The following is a 26,361-nucleotide window of genomic DNA, read 5'->3' as shown; positions in this document are numbered from 1 at the left end:
GATCTGATCGCGCCTCTTATCGGCGCTCATCCGCGCCCGTCCGGCAGTTGACGTCGACGGCATCCGCTCGCTACCCTCCGATGAGTTGATCATGTGATCAATAAGCTACTCCAGGACCGGACGAGAGTCGAGGATGCCGATGAGCTGGCGGATGCCGAGCGAGACCGCGCCGCACGCGCGCACGTGGATGGCCTTCCCCGTGGAGGGATCGACCCTGGGCGGCACCGACGCCGAGCGCGAAGAGGGCTACGCGGCGTGGACGGAGGTCGCCGAGGGCATCGCCCGGTTCGAGCCGGTGACGATGATCGTCGATCCCGCCGAGACGGCGCGCGCGCGGCGGATGCTGCCCGGCGAGGTCACGATCCTCGAGGCGCCGGTCGACGAGTTCTGGATGCGCGATCACGGCCCGACCTTCGTCGTGGACGACGAACGCCCCGGCGTCCTCGGCGCGGTCGACTGGATCTTCAACGGCTGGGGCGCACACGACTGGGCACGCTGGGAACGCTCCGCCGAGCACGCCCGCATCGTCGCGGCCGAGGTCGGCGCGGAACTCATCTCCTCGACCCTGGTCGCCGAAGGCGGCGGCTTCCACGTCGACGGCGAGGGCACGGTGCTGCTGACCGACACGGTGCAGCTCGACCCGCGGCGCAACCCCTACGCCGATCGCGCGCGCGTCGAAGCGGAGCTCGCCCGCACCCTCGGCACGACGACGGCGATCTGGCTGCCGCGCGGCCTCACCCGCGACTACGACGATTTCGGCACGAACGGCCACGTCGACATCGTCGCGACCTTCCCCTCCCCCGGTCGCGTGCTCCTGCACACGCAGCGCGACGCGGCGCACCCCGACCACGCCGTCAGTGCCGCGCTCCGCGAACTGCTCGCCACTCAGACCGACGCCGCCGGACGCCGTCTCGAGGTCGTCGAGCTGCCCGCGCCGGCGACCCTGCGCGACGACGAGGGCTTCGTCGACTGGAGCTACGTCAACCACCTCGTCGTGGGCGGCGGCGTCATCGCCTGCGGCTTCGGTGAGGACAGAGCGGATGCCGAGGCCCGCGCGATCCTGGCCGATGCGTACCCGGGGCGCGAGATCGTCACGGTCGACGCCCGCCCCATCTTCGCGCGCGGCGGCGGCATCCACTGCATCACGCAACAGCAGCCTGCCCTGCCGCGCGAGGTGACCTCGTGATCGACGTCGTCGACGCCTCGATCGCCGAGCTGCGCGCCGCCCTCGACGACGGGCGTGCGACGGCCGTCGAACTCGTCGAGGCCTACCTCGCGCGCATCGACGCCTACGACACACCCGCCACCCCGACCGCCCTCAACGCGGTCGTCGTCCGCAACCCCGACGCGCTCGCGGAAGCCGCGGCATCCGACGAGCGCCGCGCCCGCGGCGAGACCCTCTCACCCCTGGACGGCATCCCCTACACGGCGAAGGACAGCTACCTCGTGCGGGGACTCACCGCCGCGGCGGGCTCCCCCGCCTTCGCCGAACTGGTCGCCCAGCGCGACGCCTTCACGATCGAGCGCCTGCGGGCGGGCGGGGCGATCTGCCTGGGACTCACAAACATGCCGCCGATGGCCAACGGCGGCATGCAGCGCGGCGTCTACGGACGGGCGGAGAGCCCGTACTCCGCAGACTGGCTGACCGCACCGTTCGGCTCCGGATCGTCGAACGGGTCGGGCACGGCGACCGCGGCATCCTTCGCGGCCTTCGGACTCGGCGAGGAGACGTGGTCGAGCGGCCGCGGGCCCGCGAGCAACAACGCGCTGTGCGCCTACACCCCCTCGCGCGGCGTCGTCTCCACCCGCGGCAACTGGCCGCTCGTGCCCACGATGGACGTCGTCGTCCCCCACACCCGGACGATGGCCGACCTGCTCGAAGTGCTCGACGTGATCGTCGCGGACGACCCCGACACCCGCGGCGACTTCTGGCGCACACAGCCATGGATCCCGCTGCCGGCGCCGTCCGCCGTGCGCCCGGACGACTACCGTGCGCTCGGCGCGGGCGCGACGGTGGCGGGCCTGCGCCTCGGCATCCCCCGGATGTACATCAACGCCGACCCGGATGCCGGGACCTCCCCCGCCCCGGGCATCGGCGGCCCGACCGGCCAGCGCATCCAGACCCGCGCGTCGATCATCGCACTGTGGCAGCAGACGCGGGCTTCCCTCGAGGCGGCGGGGGCGGAGGTCGTCGAGGTGGACTTCCCCGTGGTCAGCACCTACGAGGGCGACCGGCCGGAAGCGCCGACCATCGCGACGCGCGGATTCGTCTCGCCCGCCTACCTGCGGCGCGAGATCGTCGACCTGTCGGCGTGGGCGTGGGAGGACTTCCTGTCCGCGAACGGCGACCCCGCCCTGTCCTCCCTCACGAACGTCGACGGCGCACGGATCTTCCCGCACCCCGCCGGCGCCCTCCCCGACCGCTACACCGGGTTCGACGACGACATCGCGACCTACCCCGACTGGGTGCGGGAGAACCCCGGAATGACCTGGCGCGACATGCCGGAGCTCGAAGAGGGGCTGAGGGGCCTGGAGCGCACCCGGCGGGTCGACCTGGAGGCCTGGATGGACGATCGCGGCCTCGACGCCGTCGTCTTCCCCGCCGTCGCCGACGTCGGCCCCGCCGACATGGACGTGAACCCCGCCTCCGCCGACCTCGGCTGGCGAAACGGCGTGTGGGTCGCGAACGGCAATCTCGCCATCCGCCATCTCGGCATCCCGACGGTGACGGTGCCGATGGGACCCCTGGCCGACATCGGGATGCCGGTCGGGCTGACGATCGCGGGACGATCCGGCGACGACGTCGCACTCCTGCGCCTCGGCTGCGCGATCGAGACACTCACCCCCGAACGACCGGTGCCGCCGCGCACCCCCGCACTGAAGGACCGCACATGACCGACGCCGCCCGCATGCACGATGTCACCCCCGAGACGCGCCGCATCGTCGACCTCGTGCTCGACTACTCCCGCGAACGCCTGCTCGCCCAGGACACCCCGCTCGACAAGCCGCTGCCCGCCGCCGAGCTCAGCCGCCTGGCGGGGCGGACGATCTCCGAAGAGGGGGTCGGCGCCGAGCGCGCACTCGGGGTGTTCACGCACGTCCTGGCCCCGGCATGCATCACGACCGACGACCCGCGGTATCTCTCCTTCATCCCGACCGCGCCCACGAAGGCGGCGGCGGCGTTCGACCTCGTCGTGTCGGCGAGCGCACTCTACGGCGGCTCCTGGCTGGAGGGCGCCGGCGCCGTGCACGCCGAGAACGAGGTGCTGCGCTGGCTGGCCGACGAGTTCGGCCTGCCGGCATCCGCGGGCGGCGTCTTCGTGCAGGGCGGCACGCTCGGCAACCTCTCCGCCCTCGTCGCCGCGCGCGAGGCGGCGCGCGCGCATCGCGCCGACACCGGCGCCGCCGCGCCGACCCGCTGGGCGGTCGTCTGCAGTTCGCAGGCGCACTCCTCGATCGCCTCGGCGGCGCGGGTGATGGACGTCGACGTCATCACGGTGCCCACGGATGCCGACGGGGTGCTGCGCGGCGACGCCGTCGCGGAGGTGCTCGCCGACGTGCACGAGCGGGTGTTCGCCGTCGTCGCGACCGCCGGCTCGACCAACTTCGGCATCGTGGACGACATCGCCGGCGTCGCCGCGGCAGCACACGCCCACGACATCTGGCTGCACGTCGACGGCGCCTACGGCCTCGCGGGCATGCTGTCACCGCTGGCCCGCCACCTGTACGCCGGCGTCGAGCAGGCCGACTCGGTGATCGTCGATCCGCACAAGTGGCTGTTCGCCCCGTTCGACGCCTGCGCTCTCATCTACCGCGACCCCGAGCAGGGCCGACGCGCGCACACGCAGCACGCGGAGTACCTCGACACCCTGACCGACCGCTCCGACTACAGCCCGTCCGACTACGCCGCACACCTCACCCGCCGCGCCCGCGGCCTGCCGCTGTGGTTCTCGCTGGCCACGCACGGCGCGGCCGCGTACCGCGAGGCCGTCAGCGCCTCGATCGTGCTGGCCCGGCGCATCGCCGACGAGATCGAGGCGCGCTCCGGCTTCTCGCTCGTGCGCCGGCCGCAGCTGGGCGTGGTCGTGTTCGAGCGCGACGGCTGGACGCGCGCCGACTACGAGGCCTGGTCGCAGCGCCTCCTCGACGTGCAGCACGCGTTCGTGACGCCGTCGAGCCACGAGGGATGCCCCAACGCCCGGTTCGCGATCCTGAACCCCCGCACCACGTTCGACGACCTCACCGGCATCCTCGACACCATGCACTGAGCGCCGGACGTCGCACGGGAGCCAGCTCGCTGACTTCTGAATCAGTCTTGATTATTCGCTGTCGCGATTGATATCGTCGCCGATCATGCCCCAAACGACGGAAACCGCGCCTTCGCGTCGACAGGCCCTGGATGCCGCGTCCAAAGCGATCATCGAGCAGCTGCAGGAGGACGGGCGCCGACCGTACGCCGAGATCGCGAAGGCCGTCGGTCTCAGCGAAGCAGCGACGCGCCAGCGCGTGCAGAAGCTCGTCGACCAGGGCGTGATGCAGATCGTCGCCGTCACCGACCCGCTCCAGCTCGGCTTCGCCCGTCAGGCGATGATCGGCATCCGCATCGCCGGCGACACCCGCGGCATCGCCGCGCAGTTGTCGACCCTGCCGGGGATCAGCTACGTGGTGTCGACGGCGGGATCGTTCGATCTGCTCGTCGAGGTCGTCTGCGAGAACGACGACGACCTCATGGACCTGCTCAACGAGCAGATCCGCGCCCTTCCCGAGGTGGTCTCGACCGAGACCTTCGTCTACCTCAAACTCCACCGTCAGCTCTACAACTGGGGGACACGATGACCATCGACGACGCCGACCTGCAGGCCAAGGCCCGCAACCACCTCTGGATGCACTTCGCACGCCAGTCGGTGATGACCGAGGGCGCCGGCGTGCCCATCATCGTCAAGGGCGAGGGCCACCACATCTGGGACTCGCACGGCAAGCGCTACATCGACGGGCTCGCGGGCCTGTTCGTCGTCAACGCCGGCCACGGACGCTCCCGCATCGCCCAGGCCGCGGCGAAACAGGCGGAGGAGCTCGCGTTCTTCCCGCTCTGGTCGTACGCACACCCCTCGGGCATCGAGGCCGCCGACCGCATCGCGAACCTCGCGCCCGGCGACCTCAACCACGTCTTCTTCTCCACGGGCGGCGGCGAGGCGGTCGAGACCGCTTTCAAGCTCGCCAAGCACTACTGGAAGCTGCAGGGAAAGCCCACCAAGCACAAGGTCATCTCCCGTGCCATCGCGTACCACGGCACCACGCAGGGCGCCCTCGCGATCACCGGCCTGCCCGTCATGAAGCACATGTTCGAGCCCGTCACCCCGGGCGGCTTCCGCGTGCCGAACACCAACTACTATCGCGCCGCGGAGTCCGGCTTCGGCGGGGGGACGCCCGAGGAGTTCGGCCTGTGGGCGGCCGACCGCATCGAGCAGATGATCCAGTTCGAGGGTCCCGAGACGGTCGCCGCCGTGTTCCTCGAGCCGGTGCAGAACGCGGGCGGATGCTTCCCCGCTCCCGCGGGCTACTTCCAGCGGGTGCGTGAGATCTGCGACCGCTACGACGTGCTGCTCGTCTCCGACGAGGTGATCTGCGCCTTCGGACGCCTCGGCCACTACTTCGGGGCCCAGGCCTACGACTACCAGCCCGACATGATCACGTTCGCGAAGGCCGTCACCAGCGGCTACGCGCCGCTGGGCGGCACGATCGTGAACGACCGCGTCTACGAGCCCTTCGCGCACGGCGACCTGTCGTTCCCGCACGGCTACACCTTCGGCGGGCACCCCGTCTCGGCGGCCGTCGCCCTGGAGAACCTCGATGTGTTCGAGGAGGAGAAGCTGCTGGAGAACGTGCGCGAGAACTCGCCCGTGTTCCGCGCGACGCTTGAGAAGCTGCTCGACCTGCCGATCGTCGGCGACGTGCGCGGCGACGGCTACTTCTTCGGCATCGAGCTGGTCAAAGACAAGGCCACGAAGGAGACCTTCGACGACGACGAGTCCGAGCGACTGCTGCGCGGCTTCCTCTCCAAGGCGCTGTTCGACGCGGGGCTCTACTGCCGCGCCGACGACCGCGGCGACCCCGTGATCCAGCTCGCCCCGCCGCTCACCATCGGCCCGGCCGAGTTCGACGAGATCGAGCAGATCCTGCGCTCCGTGCTCACGGAGGCCTGGGCCCGCCTCTGACCGGGATCACGAGCTCCGCAGAATGCGACGAACTCCGCATCCGATCGCGTGATCGGATGCGGAGTTCGTTCGTATCTGCGGCGTTCGTCAGGCCAGGATGCGGGTGTCGATCACCTCGCCGCCGCGGATCGACAAGCCCGCACGCAGAGACGCGTCAGCGGCGAGCGCGGCGTCGGTGCCGAGGTCGGCGAGCGCGAGCGTGTAGCGCAGCGTCGCGTTCGTGAGCGCGAGGGTCGAGGTCAGCGGCACGGCCCCGGGCATGTTGGCGACGGCGTAGTAGATCGCATCGTGCACCCGGTAGGTCGGGTCGGTGTGCGTGGTCGCGTGCGTGCCCTCGAAGCAGCCACCCTGGTCGACCGCGATGTCCACGAGCACCGAGCCCGGCCGCATGCGCTCGACCATGTCGAGCGTGACGAGCTTGGGCGCCGCGGCGCCCGGCACCAGCACCGAGCCGATCACGAGGTCGGCGTCGGCGACGAGGTCGGCGATGGTCGAACGGGTCGACACCCGCGTGTCCACACGGCCGTCGAAACGCTCGTCGAGGCGGCGCAACTGCGGGATCGACAGGTCGACGATCGTGACGTGTGCACCCAGTCCCACGGCCATCTGCGCGGCGTGGGTGCCGGCGACGCCGCCGCCGATCACGACGACCCGCCCGCGCGGGGTACCGGGGACGCCTCCGAGCAGGATGCCGCGGCCACCGGCCGGGCCCAGCAGCTGCTGCGCACCGACCTGCACCGACAGCCGCCCGGCGATCTCGCTCATGGGCGCGAGCAGGGGCAGCGAACGGTCGGGCAGTTGCACGGTCTCGTACGCGATCGCGGTGGTGCCGGCATCCAGGAGCGCCTGCGTGAGCGCCGGCGCGGCCGCCAGGTGCAGGTAGGTGAACAGCGTCAGGTCCTTACGGAGGAAGCCGTACTCCGGCGCGATGGGCTCCTTGACCTTGACGAGCAGGTCGGCGGCGCCCCAGACGTCGGCGGCCTCGGAGACGATCTCGGCTCCCGCGGCGCGGTAGGCGTCGTCGCTGAAGCCCGACCCGACGCCGGCTCCGCTCTGGATGAGCACCCGGTGGCCGTGTGCAGAGAGCTCGTCGACCCCCGTGGGCGTCATGCCGACGCGGCGCTCACTGTCTTTGATCTCTGCGGGAACACCGATGATCATGGGCGGGACTCCTTCGACATGGTCCGCGGAAAGGGGAGTGGAGCGGTGCAGCGCGATCACGATGTCAGCCCGCTCGATGCACGACAAGAGCATCCGAAGATTCAGTGAAATCAGTCTCTCCGATCGAACTATGCTCGGCACATGGCAGCTTCTTCCGCAGATACACCGATGGATGCCGCTGATCTCCGACTCATCGACGAGTTGCGCAGCGACGCCCGCCAGCCGCTGAGCCGCCTCGCCGCGACGCTGGGATTGGCGGCATCCACCGTGCACGCGCGCATCTCGCGGCTCGTCTCCCGCGGGGTGATCCGTCACTTCACGATCGACGTCGATCCGGGAGCACTGGGGTACCGCACCGAGGCTCTGGTCTCGGTGCGGATCCGCCCGGGGGCACGCGCGCAGCTGACCCGCTTCGCCGAGGAGCTGCGCACCCACCCCGACGTCGCCCAGTACTTCTATGTCGCCGGCGCGGAGGACTTCGTGATCCACTTCCGCGGGCGCGACAGCGCCGACCTGCGCTCGTTCGTCACCGACCACCTCTCCACGCACTCCATCGTCGCGGCGACCAACACGAGCCTCATCTTCGAGCGCACCGACGGGCTGCGCGGGGTCTGAGCCCACACCCTTCGTCCGCGAAGGGGCGATCCCCGGTCGAATCGTCCGAACATGGTGCCCACGCGTCATCGGAGGTGACGGCGACGCTACACAAACGAAACAGGGCGACCCTAGTATTCGAGCACCCGAAACACCTCACCATCAGGAGGAATCACGAACGAGTCACTGGCCGCCACGTCGGCATCCTCTCGCTCCGCCACCCTTGCGCGCTCTCTGGGAGTCTGGTCCATCGTCGGTCTCGGCCTCGGCTACATGACCCCGACGGTCGTGTTCGACACGTTCGGCAATGTCGCCGTCGAGACCAACAACGTCGTCCCCGCCGCCTACGCGCTCGCCCTCGTCGTCATGGGCTTCACCGCGATCAGCTACGGCAAGATGGTCGGCGTCATCCCGAGCGCCGGCTCCGCGTACACCTACGTCCGCGAGTCGATGCACCCGAGCCTCGGCTTCCTCGTCGGCTGGACGTCGCTCATCGACTACCTGCTGCTGCCGATGGTCAACGCCCTGATCCTGCGCAGCTACATGGAGGCGCTCTTCCCCGACATCCCGGGATGGGTGTGGGTCGTGGCCTTCACCGCGGGCGTCACCGGGATCATCTACCTGACGATGCGAGGCACCTCCAACGTCAACATGATCCTGCTGATCTTCTCGATCGTGGTCATGGCGGTGTTCGTCGTCATGGTCATCGTGCAGTTGGGGCAGGGCGCCGGCGCCGGTACGGTCGCCTCCGTGCAGCCGTTCTTCCACCCCGAGGTCGAGTTCGGCGCGGTGCTGGCCGGTGCGACCATCGTCTGCTTCTCGTTCATCGGCTTCGACGCGGTGACGATGTACGCGGAGGAGGCGAAGAACCCGAAGACCATGCCGCGCGCGATCCTGCTGACCGTGCTGGTGGGCGGCGCGATCTTCCTCGTCGCGGCCTACTTCACGCAGCTGCGCTTCCCGGCCCACGAGGCGTTCCCGCCCGAGGCGATCGCCGACTCGACGCTGCCGGAGATCGGCTCGCAGGTCGGCGGCATCGTGCTGCAGTCGGTGCTGACGGCCGCCGGCTTCGCGGCGACCTTGGCGTCGTGGCTCGCCTCGCACGCGTCGGTCGCTCGCATGCTGCTGGTCATGGGCCGCAACGGCGTGCTGCCCAAGCGCTTCTTCGGCTACATCAGTCCGCGCACCCACACCCCGGCGTTCACGGTGGTGCTGGTCGGCATCGTGAGCCTGGCGGCCATCGCCTTCACCCTCGATCAGATCGTCGACTACATCAACTACGGCGCCCTCATCGCGTTCACCTTCGTGAACATCTCGGTGATCGCCTGGTTCGCGGTTCGCCAGGGACGTCGACGGACGCCGCGCGACATCATCAACTACATCGTGATGCCCGCGATCGGCATGGCGCTGACCGGACTGCTGTGGGTGAACCTGGACGACCACGCGCTCATCGTCGGCCTCATCTGGACGGGGCTCGGGCTCGTGTATCTCGTCTTCCTCACCCGAGGGTTCCGTCGCCCCGTGGTGTCGTTCGATGAGAACCAGCCGGTGACCGGTTTCAACAAGATCGTCGAACCGGGGCCGCGCTCGCAGATCTGAGCGCAGCCCCCGACGCACCGGGGGTAAGGGGCGGGTGTCGCATCTACCGCGGCACCCGCCCTCGGCGTAGCATCCGGCGCATGACCGCCGTCATCCGCACGGACGCCCTCACGAAGCACTACGGCCGCGTGCACGCCCTCGACGGGCTCGACCTCGTCGTCGAGGCGGGCCAGGTGCACGGCTTCCTCGGCCCCAACGGCGCGGGCAAGTCGACCACGATCCGCATCCTCCTCGGCCTCGCACGTCCCACCTCGGGCACGGCGACCGTGTTCGGATCCGACCCCTGGACCGACGCGGCGCGCCTGCACCGCCGGCTGGCATCCGTGCCCGGCGACGTGAGTCTCTGGCCGAACATCTCCGGTGGCGAGGCCATCGACCTCGTGTACCGGATGCGCGGCGGCGGCACGGGACCCGCCTACGACACCGCTCGCCGTCGGCTCTGCGACGCCTTCCAGCTCGACACCCGCACGAAGGGACGCGCCTACTCGAAGGGCAACCGGCAGAAGGTCGCGCTCATCGCCGCCTTCGCGGTCCCCGCCGAGCTCTACGTCCTCGACGAGCCCACGAGCGGTCTCGATCCGCTCATGGAGGTGGTGTTCCGCCAGGAGGTCGCACGCGTCCGGGATGCCGGTGCCACGGTCCTGCTGTCCAGCCACATCCTGTCCGAGGTGGAACTGCTCTGCGACCGGGTGTCGATCGTACGGGCCGGGCGCATCGTCGACACGGGCTCTCTCGCCGAGATGCGCCATCTCACCCGCACCGAGGTGTCGTTCGCGGCATCCGCGCGCGCGACCTCCGCCGCGGCGGCGACGGTGCCCGGAGCCGAGGGTGTGCGGGAGGACGAGGGCCGGATCTCGCTCACGCTCGCCAGCGATGCCGTCGCAGTCGCGCTGCCGCGGCTCGCGGAGCTCGGCGTGGAAGGACTGCGCGTCGCACCGCCCTCCCTGGAGGAGCTGTTCCTGCGCCACTACGGGGCGTCCGACGCCCCGGGCGAGGGAACGCGGCGATGAGGACGATCGGACTCCTCCTGCGCCAGCGCGCGCGGCGGGATGCCGTCTCGCTCGCCGTCTGGCTGGCGGGACTGGCCGCGCTGGCGGTGGCCGGCTACCCGGGCGTGCGCAGCTCGTACGGTGACGAACAGGAACGCGTCGCCCTGCTGGGAACCGTCATGGCGAACCCCGTCGTGCTCCTGTTCCGCGGGTTGCCGTCGGGCGCGGGAGAGGCGCAGATGGTGGCATTCCTTCTGCTGCCGTGGTTGCTGCTGCTCGTCGCGCTCATGTGCTCGTTCCTCGCGGTGCGCCACACCCGCGGAGACGAGGAGGACGGCCGCCTCGAGCTGGTGTCGGCGACCGCGGCGGGACGCACGGCACCCCTGGTCGCCACCGCGCTGCACGGCGTCGGGGCATCGATCGTGGCCGGCGCGGTGGTCGCCGTGATCTTCGTCGCCAGCGGCGCGCCACCCGTGGGGGCCGCGCTGATCGCGGCGGGCTGCACACTCGCGGGCACGGTCTTCCTCGGCGTGGGGCTGGTGTCCGCCGAGCTCATGCCCACCTCGCGTGCCGCGAATGCGCTGGCCGTCTGGCTCGTGGTCGGCACGTTCGCCCTTGCCGGCACCGGGAATGCGCTCGGGACGCCGAGCGCCGACCTCACCCGGATGACGAGCTCCGCGCTCGCGTGGTTCTCGCCGTTCGGCTGGGCGGAGAACACGCGCCCCTTCGACACGGACGACGCGTGGCCGCTGGCGGCGTCGGTGCTCGCAACGCTCGTCCTGCTCGGCGGCGCCGCGCTCCTGCACGCCCGCCGCGACCTGGGCGCCTCGTTCGTTCCCCCGCGCACCGGACGCGCCGCGGCACGACCCGGGTTCGCGACGCATCTCGCGCTGACCGTCCGCCAGAGCCGCGCCGCGGGCATCGGGTGGATCGTGGCGGGGCTGCTCGTCGGCATCCTGTCGACGTCGCTCGCGGGCGTCGCGAGCCGGATCGGAGAGGGCAACCCGGCCGTGACCTCCCTCCTGCAGGCGCTGAGCGGGACGTCCGCGGACCTCTCGCGCGGACTCATCGTCGTCTTCTTCGTCATGCTCGGCATCTTCGCGGCCTGCGCCGCGACGCAGACGGTCCTGCGGGCGCGTCAGGACGAGACGCAGGGGACGGCGGAGCTCGTGCTCGGCGGCGGACTGACCCGCACGCGATGGCTCGCCGACCACGTCGTCGTCGCGGCGGCATGCGCGGTGCTCACGATCGCGGCGGGGATCGCGGGGGCGGCGGCCGGAGCGCTCTCGGGCGGCACCGATGCCGACCTGATCCGCGCCGCCGCCGTGGCCGGTGCCGGACAGATCGTGCCGGCGTGCCTGTTCGCCGCGTGGGCTGCCGTGCTGGTGGTGGCGCTTCCCCGCACGGCGATCGCGCTCGCGTGGGCGCTCGTGGCGATCGCCGCGGTCATCGCGCTGTTCGGTCCTCTCTTCGGCCTGAGCACGGCCGTCGTCAACGCCTCGCCGTTCGCCTCGGGCCCCGTGCCGACCGGCGAAGGCGTCGACCCGCGCGGCATCGTCCCTCTCCTCGTCGTCGCCGCCGTCGGAGTCGCCGCGGCGCTCGGCGGCATGCATCGTCGGGAGCTCGTCGCCTGAGACCCCGGATTTCCTCCCCAAGCGTAAAGAAAGCCTGATCTTTCGCGCTTTGGAGCACAGAGGGATGCCGCATCTTTCGTAGCCTCGGAGAATCCGGTCGATCGATCGACCCGCCGCCCCGAGACGACGAGGAGCCCGCGTGACCACGACGCCCCGTGCCGCCTACTTCGTCTCCGATTCGACGGGGATCACCGCGGAGACCCTGGGGCGCGCCCTCCTGGTCAACTTCCCGGGCGTCTCGTTCCGCCACCACACCGTGCCGTTCGTCGACTCGGCGGAGGGCGCCGCGGCCGTCGCTCGCGAGATCGACCGCGCGGCGGATGCCGGGAAGGAGCCGATCGTCTTCCACACCGTGCGCTCACCGGCCGTCGCGCAGGTGCTCGGCGAGGCGCGCGCGACCCACATCGATCTGCTCAACGGGCACCTCACAGAGCTCGAGGCGGCGTTGGGCACCACGGCATCCGAGCAGCTCGGCTCGTTCCACACGGTCGGCGACACCGAGCAGTACTTCGCCCGGATGCGCGCGGTCGAGTACGCCATCGAGCACGACGACGGTCAGAGCATTCGCGCCCTCGACCAGGCGGACGTGCTGATCGTCGCCCCCTCCCGGTGCGGCAAGACGCCGACCACGATGTACCTCGCGCTGCAGTACGGACTGCTGGTGGCGAACTACCCCCTCACCGACGATGACTTCCCCACCGACGGCCTGCCCCGCGCGATCGCGCCGTACGCGGCCCGGTGCTTCGGGCTCACGACGACGCCGCTGCGTCTCAGCCAGGTGCGGCACGAGCGGCGGCCCGACTCGACCTACGCGAGCCTCGCCCAGTGCACGCTCGAGCTGCGCCGTGCCGAGGACCTCTACCGGCGCACGCACATCCCGTTCGTGAACTCATCGACCAAGAGCGTCGAGGAGATGTCGGCGGTGATCATGCAATCCCTCAAACTCCGCACCTGACACCTCCGCACCCGCACCCGGCACCCCCGCCCGACAGGAAGGCACGACACATGAGCAGCATCCTCTGGTTCGATCAGCTCGGCATGGCCGACCTCCCCTCCGTGGGCGGGAAGAACGCCTCGCTCGGCGAGATGGTCTCCCACCTCTCCTCCCTCGGGGTGAGCGTGCCCGGCGGGTTCGCCACGACCGCGGACGCGTACCGCGGGTTCCTCGCGGAGGGCGGCCTGCGGGAGCGGATCGCCGCCGCCATCGCCGAGATCGACGTGGAGGACGTCGCCGCGCTGACGCACGCCGGGACGCAGATCCGCGCGTGGATCGAGGAGCAGCCGTTCCCGCCCGCGCTGGAGTCGTCGATCCGGACGGCGTACGAGCGTCTGACGGCGGAGCACCCCGGTGCCTCCTTCGCCGTGCGCTCCTCGGCGACCGCGGAAGACCTCCCCGACGCCTCCTTCGCCGGCCAGCAGGAGACCTTCCTCAACGTCGCGGGCATCGACAACGTGCTCGCCGCGATCCGCTCGGTGTTCGCGTCGCTGTACAACGACCGCGCCATCGCGTACCGCGCCCACCACGGGTTCGACCACGACGAGGTGGCCTTGTCGGCCGGCATCCAGAAGATGGTGCGCTCCGACGTGGGCGCGGCGGGCGTCATGTTCACCGTCGACACCGAGTCGGGATTCGAGAACGCCGTGTTCATCACGAGTTCGTACGGACTGGGCGAGGCCGTCGTGCAGGGAGCGGTCAACCCCGACGAGTTCTACGTCTCGAAGGTGGCCCTGCGCGCAGGGCGCCCGGCGGTGCTGAAGCGCTCGGTCGGCGAGAAGGCCATCGCGATGCGCTACACCGATGCCCGCGAAGCGGGAGCGTCGACCAGGTTCGAGGATGTCCCGGCATCCGAGCGCCGACGGTTCTCGATCGACGACGCCGACCTGGTCGAGCTCGCACGCCAGGCGCTGATCATCGAGGAGCACTACGGCCGGCCGATGGACATCGAGTGGGGCAAGGACGGCATCGATGGTCGGCTCTACATCCTGCAGGCCCGGCCCGAGACGGTCGTCTCGCGGGTGGAGGCCGGGGTCATCCGCCGCTTCGTGCTGGACGCGCGCGGTGAGGTCGTGACGGCCGGGCGGGCGATCGGTCAGCGCATCGGCGCGGGACCGGTGCGAGTGCTGCGCAGTCTCGACCAGATGGCCGACTTCCAGCCGGGTGAGGTGCTCATCGCCGACATGACCGATCCCGACTGGGAGCCGATCATGAAGCGCGCGAGCGCGATCGTCACCAATCGCGGCGGTCGCACGTGCCACGCCGCGATCATCGCGCGCGAGCTCGGCATTCCCGCCGTCGTCGGCACGGGCGATGCCACCGCCGCGCTCGTGGACGGAGAGGAGGTCACCGTCTCGTGCGCGGAGGGCGACACGGGGTTCGTGTACCGCGGCATCCTTCCGTTCGAGGAGGAGGTGACCCGGCTGGATTCCATGCCGGAGGCGCCGGTGAAGATCATGATGAACGTCGGCACGCCCGATCAGGCCTTCTCGTTCTCACGGCTGCCTCACCGCGGTGTCGGGCTGGCGCGGCTGGAGTTCATCATCAATCGACAGATCGGCATCCATCCGCGAGCGCTGCTGGAGTTCGACGCGCTGGACGGCGAGCTGCGCGCCCGCGTGGCCGACGCGACCGCCGCCTACGACGCGCCGCGCGACTACTTCGTGCGGCGCGTCGCGGAGGGGGTGTCGATGATCGCGGCGGCGTTCTGGCCCGAGCCGGTGATCGTGCGGCTCAGCGATTTCAAGTCGAACGAGTACGCGAACCTCGTCGGTGGTGAGCTGTACGAGCCGCACGAGGAGAACCCGATGCTCGGCTACCGCGGCGCGTCACGGTACATCTCGCCCGACTTCCGCGCCTGCTTCGACATGGAGTGCGAGGCGCTGCGGTTCGTGCGCGACGAGATGGGATTCACGAACGTACAGGTCATGGTGCCGTTCGTCCGCACCGTCGGTGAGGGCCACGCGGTCGTGGAGCTGCTGGCCGAGAACGGCATGCGCCGAGGCGAGAACGACCTGAAGGTCATCATGATGTGCGAGTTGCCCTCCAACGCGCTGCTGGCGGATCGGTTCCTGGAGTTCTTCGACGGCTTCTCGATCGGCTCGAACGACATGACCCAGCTGACGCTGGGGCTCGATCGCGATTCGGCGCTCGTGGCCTCTACGTTCGATGAGCGCGATCCGGCCGTGCTGCGCCTGCTGTCGATGGCGATCAGCGCGTGCCGTGCGGCAGGGAAGTACGTCGGCATCTGCGGACAGGGCCCGTCGGATCATCCCGACCTCGCCGAATGGCTCGTCGCGGAGGGGATCGAGTCCGTCTCGCTCAACCCCGACACGGTCGTGGAGACGTGGCTGCGCCTGTCGAAGACGGCCGCCGTCGAGGCGCCCGGCGTGGGGTGATCACCGAACTCACGTTCGAGGCGGTCGATCGTCTCGGTGAAGTGGTGCCATCCCTCGGCATGCACGGGAACGATGATCGCCTCCCCCAACGCCCGTGCCGCCTCGACGGCGGTGCGGGCGTTGAGGGTGAGGTCGCTGTCGCCGAACCGCCGGACGTTGGCGGCGCCGGTGAACAGGACGGCGATGTCGATCGTGCCGATGCGTTCGACGATCTCGGCGACGAGCGCGCTGTCGGCATTGTCGCCGGAGACGTAGACGACCGGCTCGCCCTCGGCGCGCAGGATGAAGCCCGTCACCGGGCCGGAAAGCTCCTCGGCGCCGGCCGGACCGTGGAGAGCGGGGACGGCGATGATCTCGACACCGCCGACGGTGTGGCACTGCCACGACGCGAGGCCGTGGATGCCCCCGATGCGCGAGGCCGCCGCGGGCGTGGAGAGCACGGTTGCGGCGCGAGACAGGAACGCGCGACCCGCGGCATCCAGGTTGTCGGGATGCTGGTCGTGTGAGAGCAGCACGACGTCGATCGCGCCGACCTCGTCGGCCGTCCGGGCCGGGCCGGGCCGGTGAGCTTGTGGAGTGCCACCGATCCCGACGGGTAGTCACCCGGCTCGTCGAACGTCGGATCCGTGAGGACGCGGATGCCGGCGTACTCGATGATCGCCGTGGGACCGCCGACGAGAGTGAGCACGGAGCGCGGTGAGGTCATCCTCCCAGTCTCTCTCGGCTCACGGCCTCCGCCGGAGCCGAGCACGTGTCAGCGGGTGAAGACGGGGAGGGTTCGTTCGGGCGCGACCACGTACCGGCGTCCGTAGGGGGAGATCCATTCGAGGGCGCCGTTGTGGGTGGGGTTGGTGAGGTGGTGCACGCGCCAGCCGCCGTGGTGTTTGAGGGTGTGGTGTCCGCGGCACAGGGGTGCGAGGTTGGTGAGGGTGGTGTGGCCGCCGTGTTCCCAGGCGAGGGTGTGGTCGAGGTCGCACCGTTCGGCGGGTATCGCGCAGCCGGGGGCCATGCAGCGGGCGGCGCGCCAGCGGGCGAGTTTCTGCAGAGCCGGGGGTGGTCGGTAGCGTTCGCGTCCGACGGAGAGGACCGCGCCGGTGTCGGGGTGGGTGAGGATCCGCATCCACCCCTCCGCCCCACCACACAACTCCCGGGCTTTGTCGACCGGGATCGGCCCGACACCATCCACCACCGCAAACCCGAGATCCGTGGGCAGGGTGTCATCACCGTCGACCGGCGGGTCGAGAAGAGCCAGCGCCGGGACGGTCACGACCGCAGTCGCGCGGATGCCGCGGGCAGCGTCCGGGTGGCCGGTGCAGGTGCCGTCGATCAGCAGGTCGCAGAGCACGTCGGCGCGCGCCTGATCCAGCGTGCGATCATCGCCGCCAGCGTCGGTCACCGCCTTCGCGATCGCGGTGAGCCGTCCCCGGATGGCGTGCGCCTCCACCGCGGGCAGGTACGCGGTCAGCCAGGCCATGCCGTCGTCGGCGGGTTCCACGAACACGCGCCGATCCTGCAGCGCCCGTTCGTGGCGTTCAGGGAGGGGTTCGGTGCGGACCTGATCGATCAGCGCCCGCACCCGCCGACGGAACGTGCCGACCGGTTCCGCCTCCGCCAGCACCAACGCCCGCGGGTAGACCGCTTCCCGCTCGGCCGGGGTGAGGGGGTCGAGAAGTTCGATCAACACGTGCACGTGCCGTTCCGTCACCCGCGCCGCCCCCAGGGCGTCCAACACCGCCGGGTACCGGGTCTCCAGGGCTTGCGCCTGCGTGAGCAGCACCCCCGCGGCATGCTCCGTGACCCGTAAGGCTGCCGCGAGTTCCAGGCGGATCGCCCGCTCCACGACCTCGACCAGACCCCGACCGCGACCAGCAGCGTCTGCGAGAGCTTCTCGCCGGTACGCGGCGACCCGTCGATAGCGTTCCGCGGCGAACACCGCGACCATCGCATCCGCATCACAGACCAGGTCCACCGCATCGGGCGCAACCCACCCCGGATCACACGGAAACACCTCGTCCTCGACGGCATCCCACCGACCCGGGACACCCGGGGAAGAACCTCCGTCGACGACCTTCATAACCCCGACGCTACCGGCAACCCCCGACATTCCCCGCTCGCCGGTGAGCCGCCGAAAACGGCAGTCCGGCGCGGAAAATCAGTCCCCCAGAACCATCAGCCATTCGGGATTCGGCAGCGGCCGCCGCGCGCGGACGGCGTGACGAACACGTCGCAGACCCAGGCGAACGTGGCCCGGTCGGTCACGACGCGCGCGTAGCCGACCAGCCTGCCCTCGGCATCCAACGCCCCCACGTTCACCGACGCCCGAGCGGCGCGTTCGACGAGCTCACGGCTGCGCCCGAGCGCCCAATACGCCTCCTCGGAGAGCCAGCGGTGCACGAGGTCCAGGTCGATCTCGTCCAGCTCTGTCGTCACGCGCACGGCGGTCATGTCGTCAGCATACGAGAGGAGCCAGGACGCACCCGCGGCATCCGCCGCCTGCCCCATCGAGTACCGTCGAACGGTGACTTCCGCGACCGATCCGACCGACACCTACACCGTGGCCACCGACGGCGCCTGCAAGGGCAATCCGGGACCGACCGGCTGGGCGTGGGTCGGCCAGGACGGGCACTGGGCGGCGGGCGCGATCCCGGTGGGCACCAACAACATCGGGGAGCTCATGGGGCTGCTGAAGGCGATCGAGGACCATGCCGACCTCGCGCACCTGATCGTGCAGGCCGACTCGAAATACGCGATCGACACATACTCCTCGTGGATGGATGCCCACTGCCGACGCGGCTGGAAGACCTCCACCGGAGCACCCACCAAGAACCGCGACCTGCTCGAACAGCTCATCGCCGCTCGCGACGCGCGGCGAGCGGCCGGTCTTCCCGACGTCGTGCTCGAGCACGTCCGCGGGCACCGCGGACACGTCCTGAACGAATGGGCCGACGAACGCGCCGTCCGCGGCGCCGAGCACGCCGCGAAGGGAACCGCGAGTGCGTGGTCGTCGTTGGGCGGCCTGCACCCTCAGCTCGACGTCTCCGCGGCGCCGAAGAAGAAGCGCTAGTCCTGGGTCGTCCCCTCGAACAAGCCGATGTGGTTGCCGTCGGGGTCGACGATCACTGCCCACCAGCTCTTCGCCGTGATCGGCTGCTTGCCCATGGCGACCGTCGCCCCGGCGGCCTGGGCCTTGGCAATGGTGTCGTCGATCGAATCGACCTCGACGTACGAACGCGGCTGGGTGAACCCCTCGCTGCGCGGGGCGAGTCCGCCGCCGCTGATGCCGTTGGGGGCCGACCACATCGGGTAGCCCTCGAAGCCGGGCGGCTCCGCGATCTGCCAGCCGAACAGCTCGGAGTAGAACGCCGCCGCCGTCGCCAAGTCCGCGACCGGGATGTCGATGTGCGTGATGTCGCCGTGTGCCATGAGGGCCCCCTTCGTCGCGCACAGTCTTCGCCACCGGGGGTGCGCCCGCAAGAGGGTCACATCTTGCGCATCAACCGTTCACACGCGTCCAGCGCCGGCCGCTGCCCGGCGACCAGTCGGGGGCGGGCTTCTGCGAGCGGCATCCAGGCCACGCGGTCGATCTCGGGAAAGCTCTGACGGCGTCCCGACCGCGGCGGCCACTCCATCTCGAACGCGCCGAACACGAGCGCGGCGCGGTCGACATCGGAGGCGAGGAATCCCGTGCCGTCGCCACAGAACACCGTGACGGACTTCGCCCCCGAAGAGTACGCGAAGGTGCCGAGCTCGACGTACGGCACATCGGGAGGGGCGACACCGAGCTCTTCGCGGAACTCGCGCGCGGCGGCATCCCTCGCCGCCTCCACCTGCGGATCGAACTCGCCCTTGGGGATCGACCAGGCCCCCTCGTCCTTGCGCGCCCAGAACGGACCGCCCATATGTGCGACGAGCGCCGACACCGTGCCGTCCGGATCGGTCCGGTACAGCAGGATGCCGGCGCTCGTCGTGACCATCGTCAGACGACGTCTCTCATCGTGAGAGCGCTCAGAGCGGACGCGAGGCGGGCGAGACCGTGTAGGTCTCGTCGGGGTCGGTGACCGCGGCGGGGGCGAGGGCCTCATCGATCGCCGACATCACCTCGGCATCGAGGACGACTCCGGACGCCTTGACCGAGTCCTCGAGCTGCTCGGGGCGCGAGGCGCCCACGAGCGCCGCCGAGACGTTCGGGTTCTGCAGCACCCACGCGATCGCCAGCTGCGGCATGGTGAGGCCCGCCTGCTCGGCGATCGGCTTGAGCTTCTGCACGGCGGCGAGCGTGTCGTCCTGCAGGAAGCGCTTGATGAAGTTCGCCCCGCTCTTCTCGTCGGTCGCCCGCGAACCCTCGGGAACGGGCTGACCGGGCAGGTACTTGCCGCTGAGCACGCCCTGCGCCATCGGCGACCAGACGATCTGCGAGATGCCGAGCTCCTCGGAGGTCGGTACGACCTTGCCCTCGATGACGCGCCAGAGCGCCGAGTACTGCGGCTGGTTGCTCACGAGTTGGAAGTTCAGCTCCTTGGCAAGTGCGGCGCCCTCGCGCAGCTGCTCGGCCGTCCACTCGCTGACGCCGATGTAGAGGGCCTTGCCCTGGCGCACGATGTCGGCGAAGGCCTGCATCGTCTCTTCGAGCGGGGTCTCGTAGTCGTAGCGGTGCGCCTGGTACAGGTCGACGTAGTCGACGTTCAGGCGGCGCAGCGACCCGTGGATGCCGTCGAAGATGTGCTTGCGCGAGAGACCCTGGTCGTTCGGTCCCTTCTTGCCGATGGGCCAGTAGACCTTGGTGAAGACCTCGTAGTCGGTGCGTTCGAGGCCCTTCAGTGCGTCGGCCAACACGACCTCCGCGGCGGTGTTGGCGTAGGCATCCGCGGTATCGAACGACGTGATGCCGAGATCGAGTGCCTTGTGCACGGTGGCGATGGCGGCGTCGTTCTCCACCTGGGAGGCGTGGGTCACCCAGTTGCCGTAGGTGATCTCCGAAACCTTGAAGCCGCTGTTGCCGAGATAGCGATAGTTGACCATTCCTCCACGCTACTGCCGCCGCCTATGGGCGGGGTCAGGCTTGACAGGATGGTGCGGTCTCGGCATCCGCCGCCGGCGTGGGCGCCATCCCCCTCGAACCGAACTGCAAGGGATGCCGGGCGACACGCCGCCACTGGCCACCCCGCACCGGGGTGTCGGGCAGTCGGCCTTGCAGTTCGGGCAGCGCGAGGGCAGCGCGCGCGGCGCGGCCCGCCGGTTCAGTCGACGGGAACGGATGCCGCGACGGCACGATCTTCCTCGGTGGCGACGAGCTGGCCGCACGCGCCGTCGATCTCCTTGCCGCGGGTGTCGCGGAGGGTCGTCGGAATGCCGGCTTCGTTGAGGCGGCGCACGAACTCGCGCTGCACCTCCTTCTCGGAGGCCGTCCACACCGACCCGGGCGTCGGGTTCAGCGGAATCGGGTTCACGTGCACCCAGCCGCGGCCGCGCTCGTTGAGCTTCGTCGCGAGCAGATCGGCGCGCCACGCGTGGTCGTTCATGTCCTTGATCAGGGCGTACTCGATCGACACGCGGCGGCCGGTCTTCTCGAAGTAGCCGCGCGCGGCATCCAGCGCCTCGTCGACCTTCCAGCGCGAGTTGATCGGGATCATCTCGTCGCGAAGCTGATCGTCGGGAGCGTGGAGGGACAGCGCGAAGGTCACCGGGATGTCCTCGGCGGCGAGTTTGTTGATCGCCGGCACGAGGCCCACGGTCGACACCGTGACGCCGCGCGCGCTCATCCCGAGCCCGTGGTCCTTGTCGACCATCGTGCGGACGGCCTGCATCACCCGGTTGTAGTTGGCGAGAGGCTCCCCCATCCCCATGAACACGATGTTCGTGATGCGCTCGTGGGCGTGCTCGGCGGGGCCCAGCTCACCGGCGCGGATCGCCGCGTTGGCACGGACGACCTGCTCGATGATCTCCGCAGCCGACATGTTGCGGGTGAGCCCCGCCTGGCCGGTCGCGCAGAACGGGCAATTCATGCCGCAGCCGGCCTGGCTCGACACGCACAGCGTGATGCGGCCGGGGTAACGCATGAGCACCGACTCGACGAGGGCGCCGTCGTGCAGCTTCCAGAGGAACTTGATCGTGTCGCCGCGATCGGTCTCCAGCCGTCGCACCTCGGTGAGCAGATGCGGCAGCAGGCCCGCGACCAGCTCCTCCCGTCCGGATGCCGGCAGATCCGTCATCGCGGCGGGGTCGGACGTGTAGTGCTGGAAGTAGTGCTTCTCGACCTGCTTGGCCCGGAACCCCGGCAGCCCCAGCTCCTTCACCCGCTCGACGCGCTGCTCGGGCGTCAGGTCGGCCAGGTGCACGGGCGGCATCCCCCGTTTGGGTGCGGCGAACTGCAGCAGGGGCTTGCCGTCGGTGTCGAGCCGCTGGGTCCAGCCTTCCGCGCGCGGGCGCACCTGACGGGGACGGGTGGTGCGCACGGGGCTGGGCTCGGTCATGACTCCAGGGTACCGACGCCACCTGGATGAGCGGCGGGCGGACGGATCGTCGATTCCCGCACGGTGAGGCGACCATCGACCCAGCCGATGGGAAGCGGGTCGGTGATGCCGCCCACGAACACACCGTGCTCGTCGAGGTTGCGGAAAGCGAACAGCAGCCACTGGCCGTCGTCGCGCCGTCGGAGCAGCCGCCCGACGTAGAGGCTCGCGTCGGTGAGGGGGTAGGCCTCCTCGACCTCGAACGGCCCGAGCACGCTCGCCGCGGGAACCGCCCACGTGCCGCCGCGTTCGGCGGCGCGGGCCGGCATCGCGTGCTCCGCCAGGCAGGAGAACAGCAGCACGGGCCGCCCGTCGACGACCTCGACCTGCATGACCTCGAGCTGCCCGAAGCCCCGCTCGCTGGGCGCCGACAGCGGCGGTCGCTGCTCCCACGTCTTCAGGTCGGGCGACCAGGCGTGGCCGATGACGCCGCGGCCGAAGGCCGGACCCTCGGGGGCACGGGCGGTCACCAGCATGTGCCAGCCGTCGCCATCGGGGTCGGCGAATACCCAGGGGTCGCGGAACGCCTCGTCGTGCCAGTCACCGTCAGCGAGCGTCTCGTACCAGGGGCCGGATGCCGACAGCAGCGGCCCCGGCACCTTCGTCCACACCATGAGGTCGGGCGAGGTCGCACAGCCGATCCGCTGGACGTTCTTGCCATCGGGAGCCAGCGACGACCCGGTGTAGAAGAGGTACCAGAGCCCGTCGCCGCCGCGGACGGTCGAGCCGGTCCAGGTCGCGAGGTCGTCGAAGCTGCCCGCCTCGCCGCGGACGATGGCGTCGGCGACCGGCGTCCACGTGATGAGGTCGTCGGACACGGCGTGGCCGACCGAGGCCCGGTAGTGGCGCGCGTCCGGGTCGTGCAGGGCGCGCGAGGCATAGAGGAAGAAGAGGTGGTAGGTCTCACCGTCGTCGGCGAACCAGTAGTCCCAGACCCAGGAGGAGGAGAGGTCGAACATGTGCGCTTAGCCCTTCACTCCGCTGGCCGCGATGCTGCTGACGAACGCGCGCTGGAAGACGAGGAACACGATGAGGACGGGGAGCGTGATCAGCGAGGTGTACGCCATGACCTCTCCCCACGCCGTGTTCAGTTGGAAGAAGTACTGCATCCCGACCATCACGGGCCGCAGGCCCTCCTTCTGCACCACCATGAGCGGCCACAGGTACTGGTTCCACGCGGGAAGGAACGTGAGGATCGCGACGGTCGCGAACGCCGGCCCCGACAGCGGCACGATGATGCGGCGGTAGACGGTGAACCAGCTGGCGCCGTCGATGCGCGCCGCCTCATCGAGCGAGGCCGGGATCGTCGAGAAGTACTGCGCGAACAGGAAGATCGAGAACGCGTTGGCGATGAACGGCACGATCTGCACCTGGTAGGTGTTCAGCCAGCCGAAGTCGTACTTCAGCACGCCGCCTTCCATCACCAGAGTCGGCAGGTGGGACACCCAGTAGACCATCGGCACGGCGATCGTCTCGAACGGCACGATGAGGGTCGCGATGATCAGCGCCATCACGACGAGGCGCCCCTTCCACCTCAGTCGCGACAGGGCGAAGCCGGCCATCGAGTTGACGATGAGCCCCAGTCCCACGGTCAGCACAGTGACCAGCACCGAGTTGAACATGAACTGGGCGACGGGAACGCGGTCGAAGACGCCGAAGTAGTTGTCGAGGCTGATGTCGCCGACGGGGAGGAAGGCCGCCGGTGAGTTGACGTCGCGCAGGATCTGCGCGTCGGGCTTGAGGCTCGAGACGAACATGAAGACGAGCGGGAAGAGGAAGAGCACGCCGAAGCCGCTCATCACGACGTACATGAGGATCTTCCCGATGCGCCGACGACGGCGCTCGCTCGCGTCTTTGCCCACGGGGCGCGGCGCGGATGCCGGGGCGGACGCCGGAGCCGGGGCGGGGGTGACAGTGGCGGTCATGACTCAGTCCTTGTCTCGCGTGAGCCGGCGCTGGATGAGCGCGATGATCAGTACCGCGACGAAGAAGATCAGCGAGATCGCCGCGGCGTATCCGATCTCCTGCTGCTGGTAGCCCTTGCGCACGGCGTGGTAGACGATCGTGGAGGTCGAGCCGGTCGGCCCGCCCTGCGTCATGACGTCCACCTGCACGAACAGTCCGAGCGCGGCGATCGTGATCGTGACGAGGACGAAGACCATGGTGGGACGCAGGCCCGGCCAGGTGACGCTCGTGAACTGGCGCCAGGGGCTCGCGCCGTCCATCTTCGCGGCCTCGTAGAGCTCCTCGGGAATCGTCTGCAGCCCCGAGAGCCAGATGATCATGTGGAAGCCGACCGCCTGCCAGATCGACAGCACGATGATCGCGGGCAGTGCGGTCGCCGGATTGTTCAGCCAGTCCACGCTCTGCCATGCGCCGAAGGTGAGCGTGTCGATGAACGAGTTGATGAGCCCGTCCTTCTGGTACATGAACTTCCAGAGGATCGACACGACGACGATCGAGGTCACGACGGGGATGAAGAAGATCACGCGGAACGCGGTGACCCCCCGCATCCGGCGGTTGACCAGCACCGCCAGCAGCAGGCCGAGACCGGCCTGCACCGGCACCACGACGAGCGCGAACAGGAAGGTGTTCCAGGCCGACTGCAGGAACATCGGGTCGGCGCCGAATGCACGAGCGAAGTTGTCCAGGCCGACGAAGCGCGGCGGGTTCGGCGAGATGAGGCGTGCGTTCGTGAACGAGAGCCCGAACGCGAGCAGCACGGGGATGACGAGGAACAGGACGAGGAGGATGCCGGCCGGGGCGATCATCGCCAGGCCGGCCCACGTCTCGCGTCCGCGGATGGAGCGGAAGCGGCTCAGGGCGCGCCGCGGCTTCTCGGCCACGGCCGTGGCAGGGGTGACAGTCATGGTGACTCTTTCGAGGTCGTCGAGCGGAGCGGGTGGGACGTGTGAGCGCCCCACCCGCTCAGGCTCACTTCTTGAAGCCGTACCCGTCGTTGGACGAGATGTTGGCGTCGATCTCGCTCACGGCCTGGTCGAGCGAGCTCTTGACGTCGGCGCCGTTCATGATGTCTTTCGCCGCAGTCTCGAACGTGGTCGAGATGACGGCATAGGCCGGCGTCTCCGGGCGCAGAACGGCGAACTTCTGCGAGAGCTCGACGAACGGACGCAGGACGCCCTTGTCGTTGAAGTACTTCGACGCCTGCGCGGCGGAGTCGGTCGCGGGAATGACGATCTGCTGGTCGGCGAACTGGGTGATGTACTTGTCCTGGAAGCTGAACTCGAGGTACTTGCGCGCGCCGTCGGCGTCGTTGCATCCCTTGGAGATGGCCCACTGCCAGGATCCGCCGCCGATCTTCGGGCCGGTGCCGAGGTCCGGCGGAGGCAGGATCGCGAGGTCGTCGCCGACGGCGTCGACCGACGCGAGCGCGTTCCACACGCCCGTGTAGCTGAGAGCCACCTTGTTGTCGACGAACTCCTGGTTGCCGACCGTGCCGTTCGCGTTGGCGTAGCCGTCCTTGAACAGGTTCTGGAACCACGTACCCCACGCCACCGCGTCGCTGCCGTTGAGCGCGCCGTCGGCGGTGAGCATGGTGGAGCGGTCGATGAGATCGCCGCCGAAGCTCTGCAGGAACGGCGAGTACGCGTAGGGCCACCACTCGCCCTTGTCCTCGGCGCCGATGTCGATCGGGGTGTCGTAGCCGGCGGCCTTCAACGTCGCCAAGACCGCGCCGAACTCGTCCTTCGTCCACGGCTTGTCGACCGTCGGGATGCGGATGCCGTTCTTCTCCAGCACCGACTTCCGAGCGAAGATCGACAGCGCGGCATCCCAGTAGCCGGCGGAATAGATCTGTCCGTCCCACTTTCCGACGGCGGTCGGCAGAAGCGCATCGGTGATCTTCGTGTCGATGCCCAGCGGCTGCAGGTAGCCGGCCCACGCCCAGTTGGGCATGATCGGCCCGTCGAGGTCGAGCAGGCAGGGAAGGTCCCCGGATGCCGCGGCCGCGACGACGGCGTCGTTGTACGCGCCCTGGGGGAAGGACTCCTCGACCACTTCGTACTTGTCCTGCGACGCGTTGAAGTCCGAGATGATCTGCTGATAGACCGCCAATTCGGCGGGGTTTCCGGCCGAATGCGTCCACATCGTCAGCTTGGTACGACCGTCCGCGGTCGTGCTGTCGCCCGTGCCGGCTTGTCCACAGCCGGTCAGCGCCAACACACCGACGAGCCCCGCCGCAGCGAGGAACGACACGGATGTGCGCTTCATTGTGATTTCCTTGTCTCGTGACCGACGCGCGCGCCGG

At 69.7% G+C, this 26,361-nt stretch carries 23 protein-coding genes and 1 pseudogene; 12 read left to right on the top strand and 12 right to left on the bottom strand.

The window, feature by feature from the left end:
• Nucleotides 1–139: 139 nt before the first annotated feature.
• The 5 genes from BGN98_RS11080 to BGN98_RS11060 all read left to right on the top strand — a co-directional run bounded on the left by BGN98_RS11080 (nt 140) and on the right by BGN98_RS11060 (nt 6,215).
• Nucleotides 140–1,186 carry an agmatine deiminase family protein gene (locus BGN98_RS11080; protein WP_288121418.1) on the top strand — a complete coding sequence of 349 codons (1,047 nt, stop codon included), beginning with the start codon at nt 140–142 and terminating at the stop codon, nt 1,184–1,186.
• The gene (locus BGN98_RS11075) at nt 1,183–2,895 is read left to right on the top strand and encodes an amidase (RefSeq protein WP_288121417.1); all 1,713 of its coding nucleotides are present in this window, start codon (nt 1,183–1,185) and stop codon (nt 2,893–2,895) included. The genes BGN98_RS11080 and BGN98_RS11075 overlap by 4 nt, the downstream gene beginning before the upstream one ends.
• Nucleotides 2,892–4,268, top strand: coding sequence for a pyridoxal phosphate-dependent decarboxylase family protein (locus tag BGN98_RS11070; RefSeq protein ID WP_288121416.1), 1,377 nt, complete (start codon nt 2,892–2,894; stop codon nt 4,266–4,268). Before BGN98_RS11075 ends, BGN98_RS11070 begins: the two co-directional genes overlap by 4 nt.
• 85 nt (nt 4,269–4,353) lie before the next feature.
• A complete protein-coding gene (locus tag BGN98_RS11065; RefSeq protein WP_196384588.1) occupies nt 4,354–4,836 on the top strand; it encodes an Lrp/AsnC family transcriptional regulator in 483 nt (160 codons plus the stop codon).
• Complete coding sequence (locus BGN98_RS11060; RefSeq protein WP_288121415.1) at nt 4,833–6,215, top strand: aspartate aminotransferase family protein; 1,383 nt, start codon at nt 4,833–4,835, stop codon at nt 6,213–6,215. The genes BGN98_RS11065 and BGN98_RS11060 overlap by 4 nt, the downstream gene beginning before the upstream one ends.
• An 87-nt stretch (nt 6,216–6,302) precedes the next feature.
• On the opposite strand, the gene ald is transcribed toward BGN98_RS11060, so the two are convergent.
• Nucleotides 6,303–7,376, bottom strand: coding sequence for an alanine dehydrogenase (gene ald, locus BGN98_RS11055; RefSeq protein ID WP_036289144.1), 1,074 nt, complete (start codon nt 7,374–7,376; stop codon nt 6,303–6,305).
• Nucleotides 7,377–7,517: 141 nt separating this feature from the next.
• Here ald and BGN98_RS11050 point away from each other — a divergent pair, with 141 nt between their 5' ends.
• From BGN98_RS11050 to ppsA, 6 genes are all read left to right on the top strand, one after another.
• Nucleotides 7,518–7,991: an Lrp/AsnC family transcriptional regulator gene (locus BGN98_RS11050; RefSeq protein WP_288121414.1), complete on the top strand. Its 474-nt coding sequence runs from the start codon at nt 7,518–7,520 to the stop codon at nt 7,989–7,991.
• Nucleotides 7,992–8,204: 213 nt separating this feature from the next.
• Nucleotides 8,205–9,569, top strand: a complete 1,365-nt coding sequence (locus BGN98_RS11045; protein ID WP_288121423.1) for an APC family permease — start codon at nt 8,205–8,207, stop codon at nt 9,567–9,569.
• Between the two features lie 80 nt (nt 9,570–9,649).
• Complete coding sequence (locus BGN98_RS11040; RefSeq protein WP_288121413.1) at nt 9,650–10,579, top strand: ABC transporter ATP-binding protein; 930 nt, start codon at nt 9,650–9,652, stop codon at nt 10,577–10,579.
• Nucleotides 10,576–12,192, top strand: coding sequence for an efflux permease Rv1217c-related protein (locus tag BGN98_RS11035; protein ID WP_288121412.1), 1,617 nt, complete (start codon nt 10,576–10,578; stop codon nt 12,190–12,192). Before BGN98_RS11040 ends, BGN98_RS11035 begins: the two co-directional genes overlap by 4 nt.
• Nucleotides 12,193–12,331: 139 nt before the next feature.
• A complete protein-coding gene (locus BGN98_RS11030) occupies nt 12,332–13,147 on the top strand; it encodes a pyruvate, water dikinase regulatory protein (RefSeq protein WP_005047812.1) in 816 nt (271 codons plus the stop codon).
• 50 nt (nt 13,148–13,197) lie between these two features.
• Complete coding sequence (gene ppsA, locus BGN98_RS11025) at nt 13,198–15,585, top strand: phosphoenolpyruvate synthase (RefSeq protein ID WP_288121411.1); 2,388 nt, start codon at nt 13,198–13,200, stop codon at nt 15,583–15,585.
• Between the two features lie 119 nt (nt 15,586–15,704).
• Here the strand turns inward: ppsA and BGN98_RS11020 are convergent.
• From BGN98_RS11020 to BGN98_RS11010, 3 genes and pseudogenes are all read right to left on the bottom strand, one after another.
• Nucleotides 15,705–16,100: pseudogene (locus BGN98_RS11020) on the bottom strand (MBL fold metallo-hydrolase); the annotation flags it as partial.
• 239 nt (nt 16,101–16,339) lie between these two features.
• The gene (locus tag BGN98_RS11015) at nt 16,340–17,659 is read right to left on the bottom strand and encodes an HNH endonuclease signature motif containing protein (RefSeq protein WP_288121410.1); all 1,320 of its coding nucleotides are present in this window, start codon (nt 17,657–17,659) and stop codon (nt 16,340–16,342) included.
• A gap of 95 nt (nt 17,660–17,754) precedes the next feature.
• Complete coding sequence (locus BGN98_RS11010) at nt 17,755–18,030, bottom strand: GNAT family N-acetyltransferase (protein ID WP_288121409.1); 276 nt, start codon at nt 18,028–18,030, stop codon at nt 17,755–17,757.
• A 73-nt stretch (nt 18,031–18,103) separates the two neighbouring features.
• Between BGN98_RS11010 and BGN98_RS11005 the strand changes: the two genes are divergently transcribed.
• A complete protein-coding gene (locus BGN98_RS11005) occupies nt 18,104–18,649 on the top strand; it encodes a ribonuclease H family protein (protein ID WP_005047822.1) in 546 nt (181 codons plus the stop codon).
• Here the strand turns inward: BGN98_RS11005 and BGN98_RS11000 are convergent.
• The 8 genes from BGN98_RS11000 to BGN98_RS10965 all read right to left on the bottom strand — a co-directional run bounded on the left by BGN98_RS11000 (nt 18,646) and on the right by BGN98_RS10965 (nt 26,324).
• Complete coding sequence (locus tag BGN98_RS11000; protein WP_005047823.1) at nt 18,646–19,008, bottom strand: VOC family protein; 363 nt, start codon at nt 19,006–19,008, stop codon at nt 18,646–18,648. The two genes, BGN98_RS11005 and BGN98_RS11000, sit on opposite strands and share 4 nt — an antisense overlap.
• Nucleotides 19,009–19,064: 56 nt before the next feature.
• Nucleotides 19,065–19,559, bottom strand: a complete 495-nt coding sequence (locus tag BGN98_RS10995; RefSeq protein ID WP_288121408.1) for an NUDIX hydrolase — start codon at nt 19,557–19,559, stop codon at nt 19,065–19,067.
• 31 nt (nt 19,560–19,590) lie between these two features.
• Complete coding sequence (locus tag BGN98_RS10990; RefSeq protein ID WP_288121407.1) at nt 19,591–20,604, bottom strand: aldo/keto reductase family protein; 1,014 nt, start codon at nt 20,602–20,604, stop codon at nt 19,591–19,593.
• Nucleotides 20,605–20,822: 218 nt separating this feature from the next.
• A complete protein-coding gene (rlmN, locus tag BGN98_RS10985) occupies nt 20,823–22,055 on the bottom strand; it encodes a dual-specificity RNA methyltransferase RlmN (protein WP_288121406.1) in 1,233 nt (410 codons plus the stop codon).
• On the bottom strand, nt 22,052–23,053 hold the full coding sequence (locus BGN98_RS10980; protein ID WP_288121405.1) for a glycoside hydrolase family protein: 1,002 nt from the start codon (nt 23,051–23,053) through the stop codon (nt 22,052–22,054). The genes rlmN and BGN98_RS10980 overlap by 4 nt, the downstream gene beginning before the upstream one ends.
• A gap of 6 nt (nt 23,054–23,059) precedes the next feature.
• Entirely contained in the window at nt 23,060–24,019 is a 960-nt protein-coding gene (locus BGN98_RS10975; RefSeq protein WP_502687833.1) for a carbohydrate ABC transporter permease, read from the bottom strand.
• 3 nt (nt 24,020–24,022) lie between these two features.
• Nucleotides 24,023–24,964, bottom strand: coding sequence for a carbohydrate ABC transporter permease (locus BGN98_RS10970; protein WP_112931953.1), 942 nt, complete (start codon nt 24,962–24,964; stop codon nt 24,023–24,025).
• Between the two features lie 64 nt (nt 24,965–25,028).
• Complete coding sequence (locus tag BGN98_RS10965) at nt 25,029–26,324, bottom strand: sugar ABC transporter substrate-binding protein (RefSeq protein WP_112931954.1); 1,296 nt, start codon at nt 26,322–26,324, stop codon at nt 25,029–25,031.
• Nucleotides 26,325–26,361 lie beyond the last annotated feature (37 nt).

Source organism: Microbacterium sp. 69-7, from assembly GCF_001897985.1.
Classification (GTDB): domain Bacteria; phylum Actinomycetota; class Actinomycetes; order Actinomycetales; family Microbacteriaceae; genus Microbacterium; species Microbacterium laevaniformans.
This window is presented reverse-complemented; position numbering and strand designations above follow the sequence as displayed.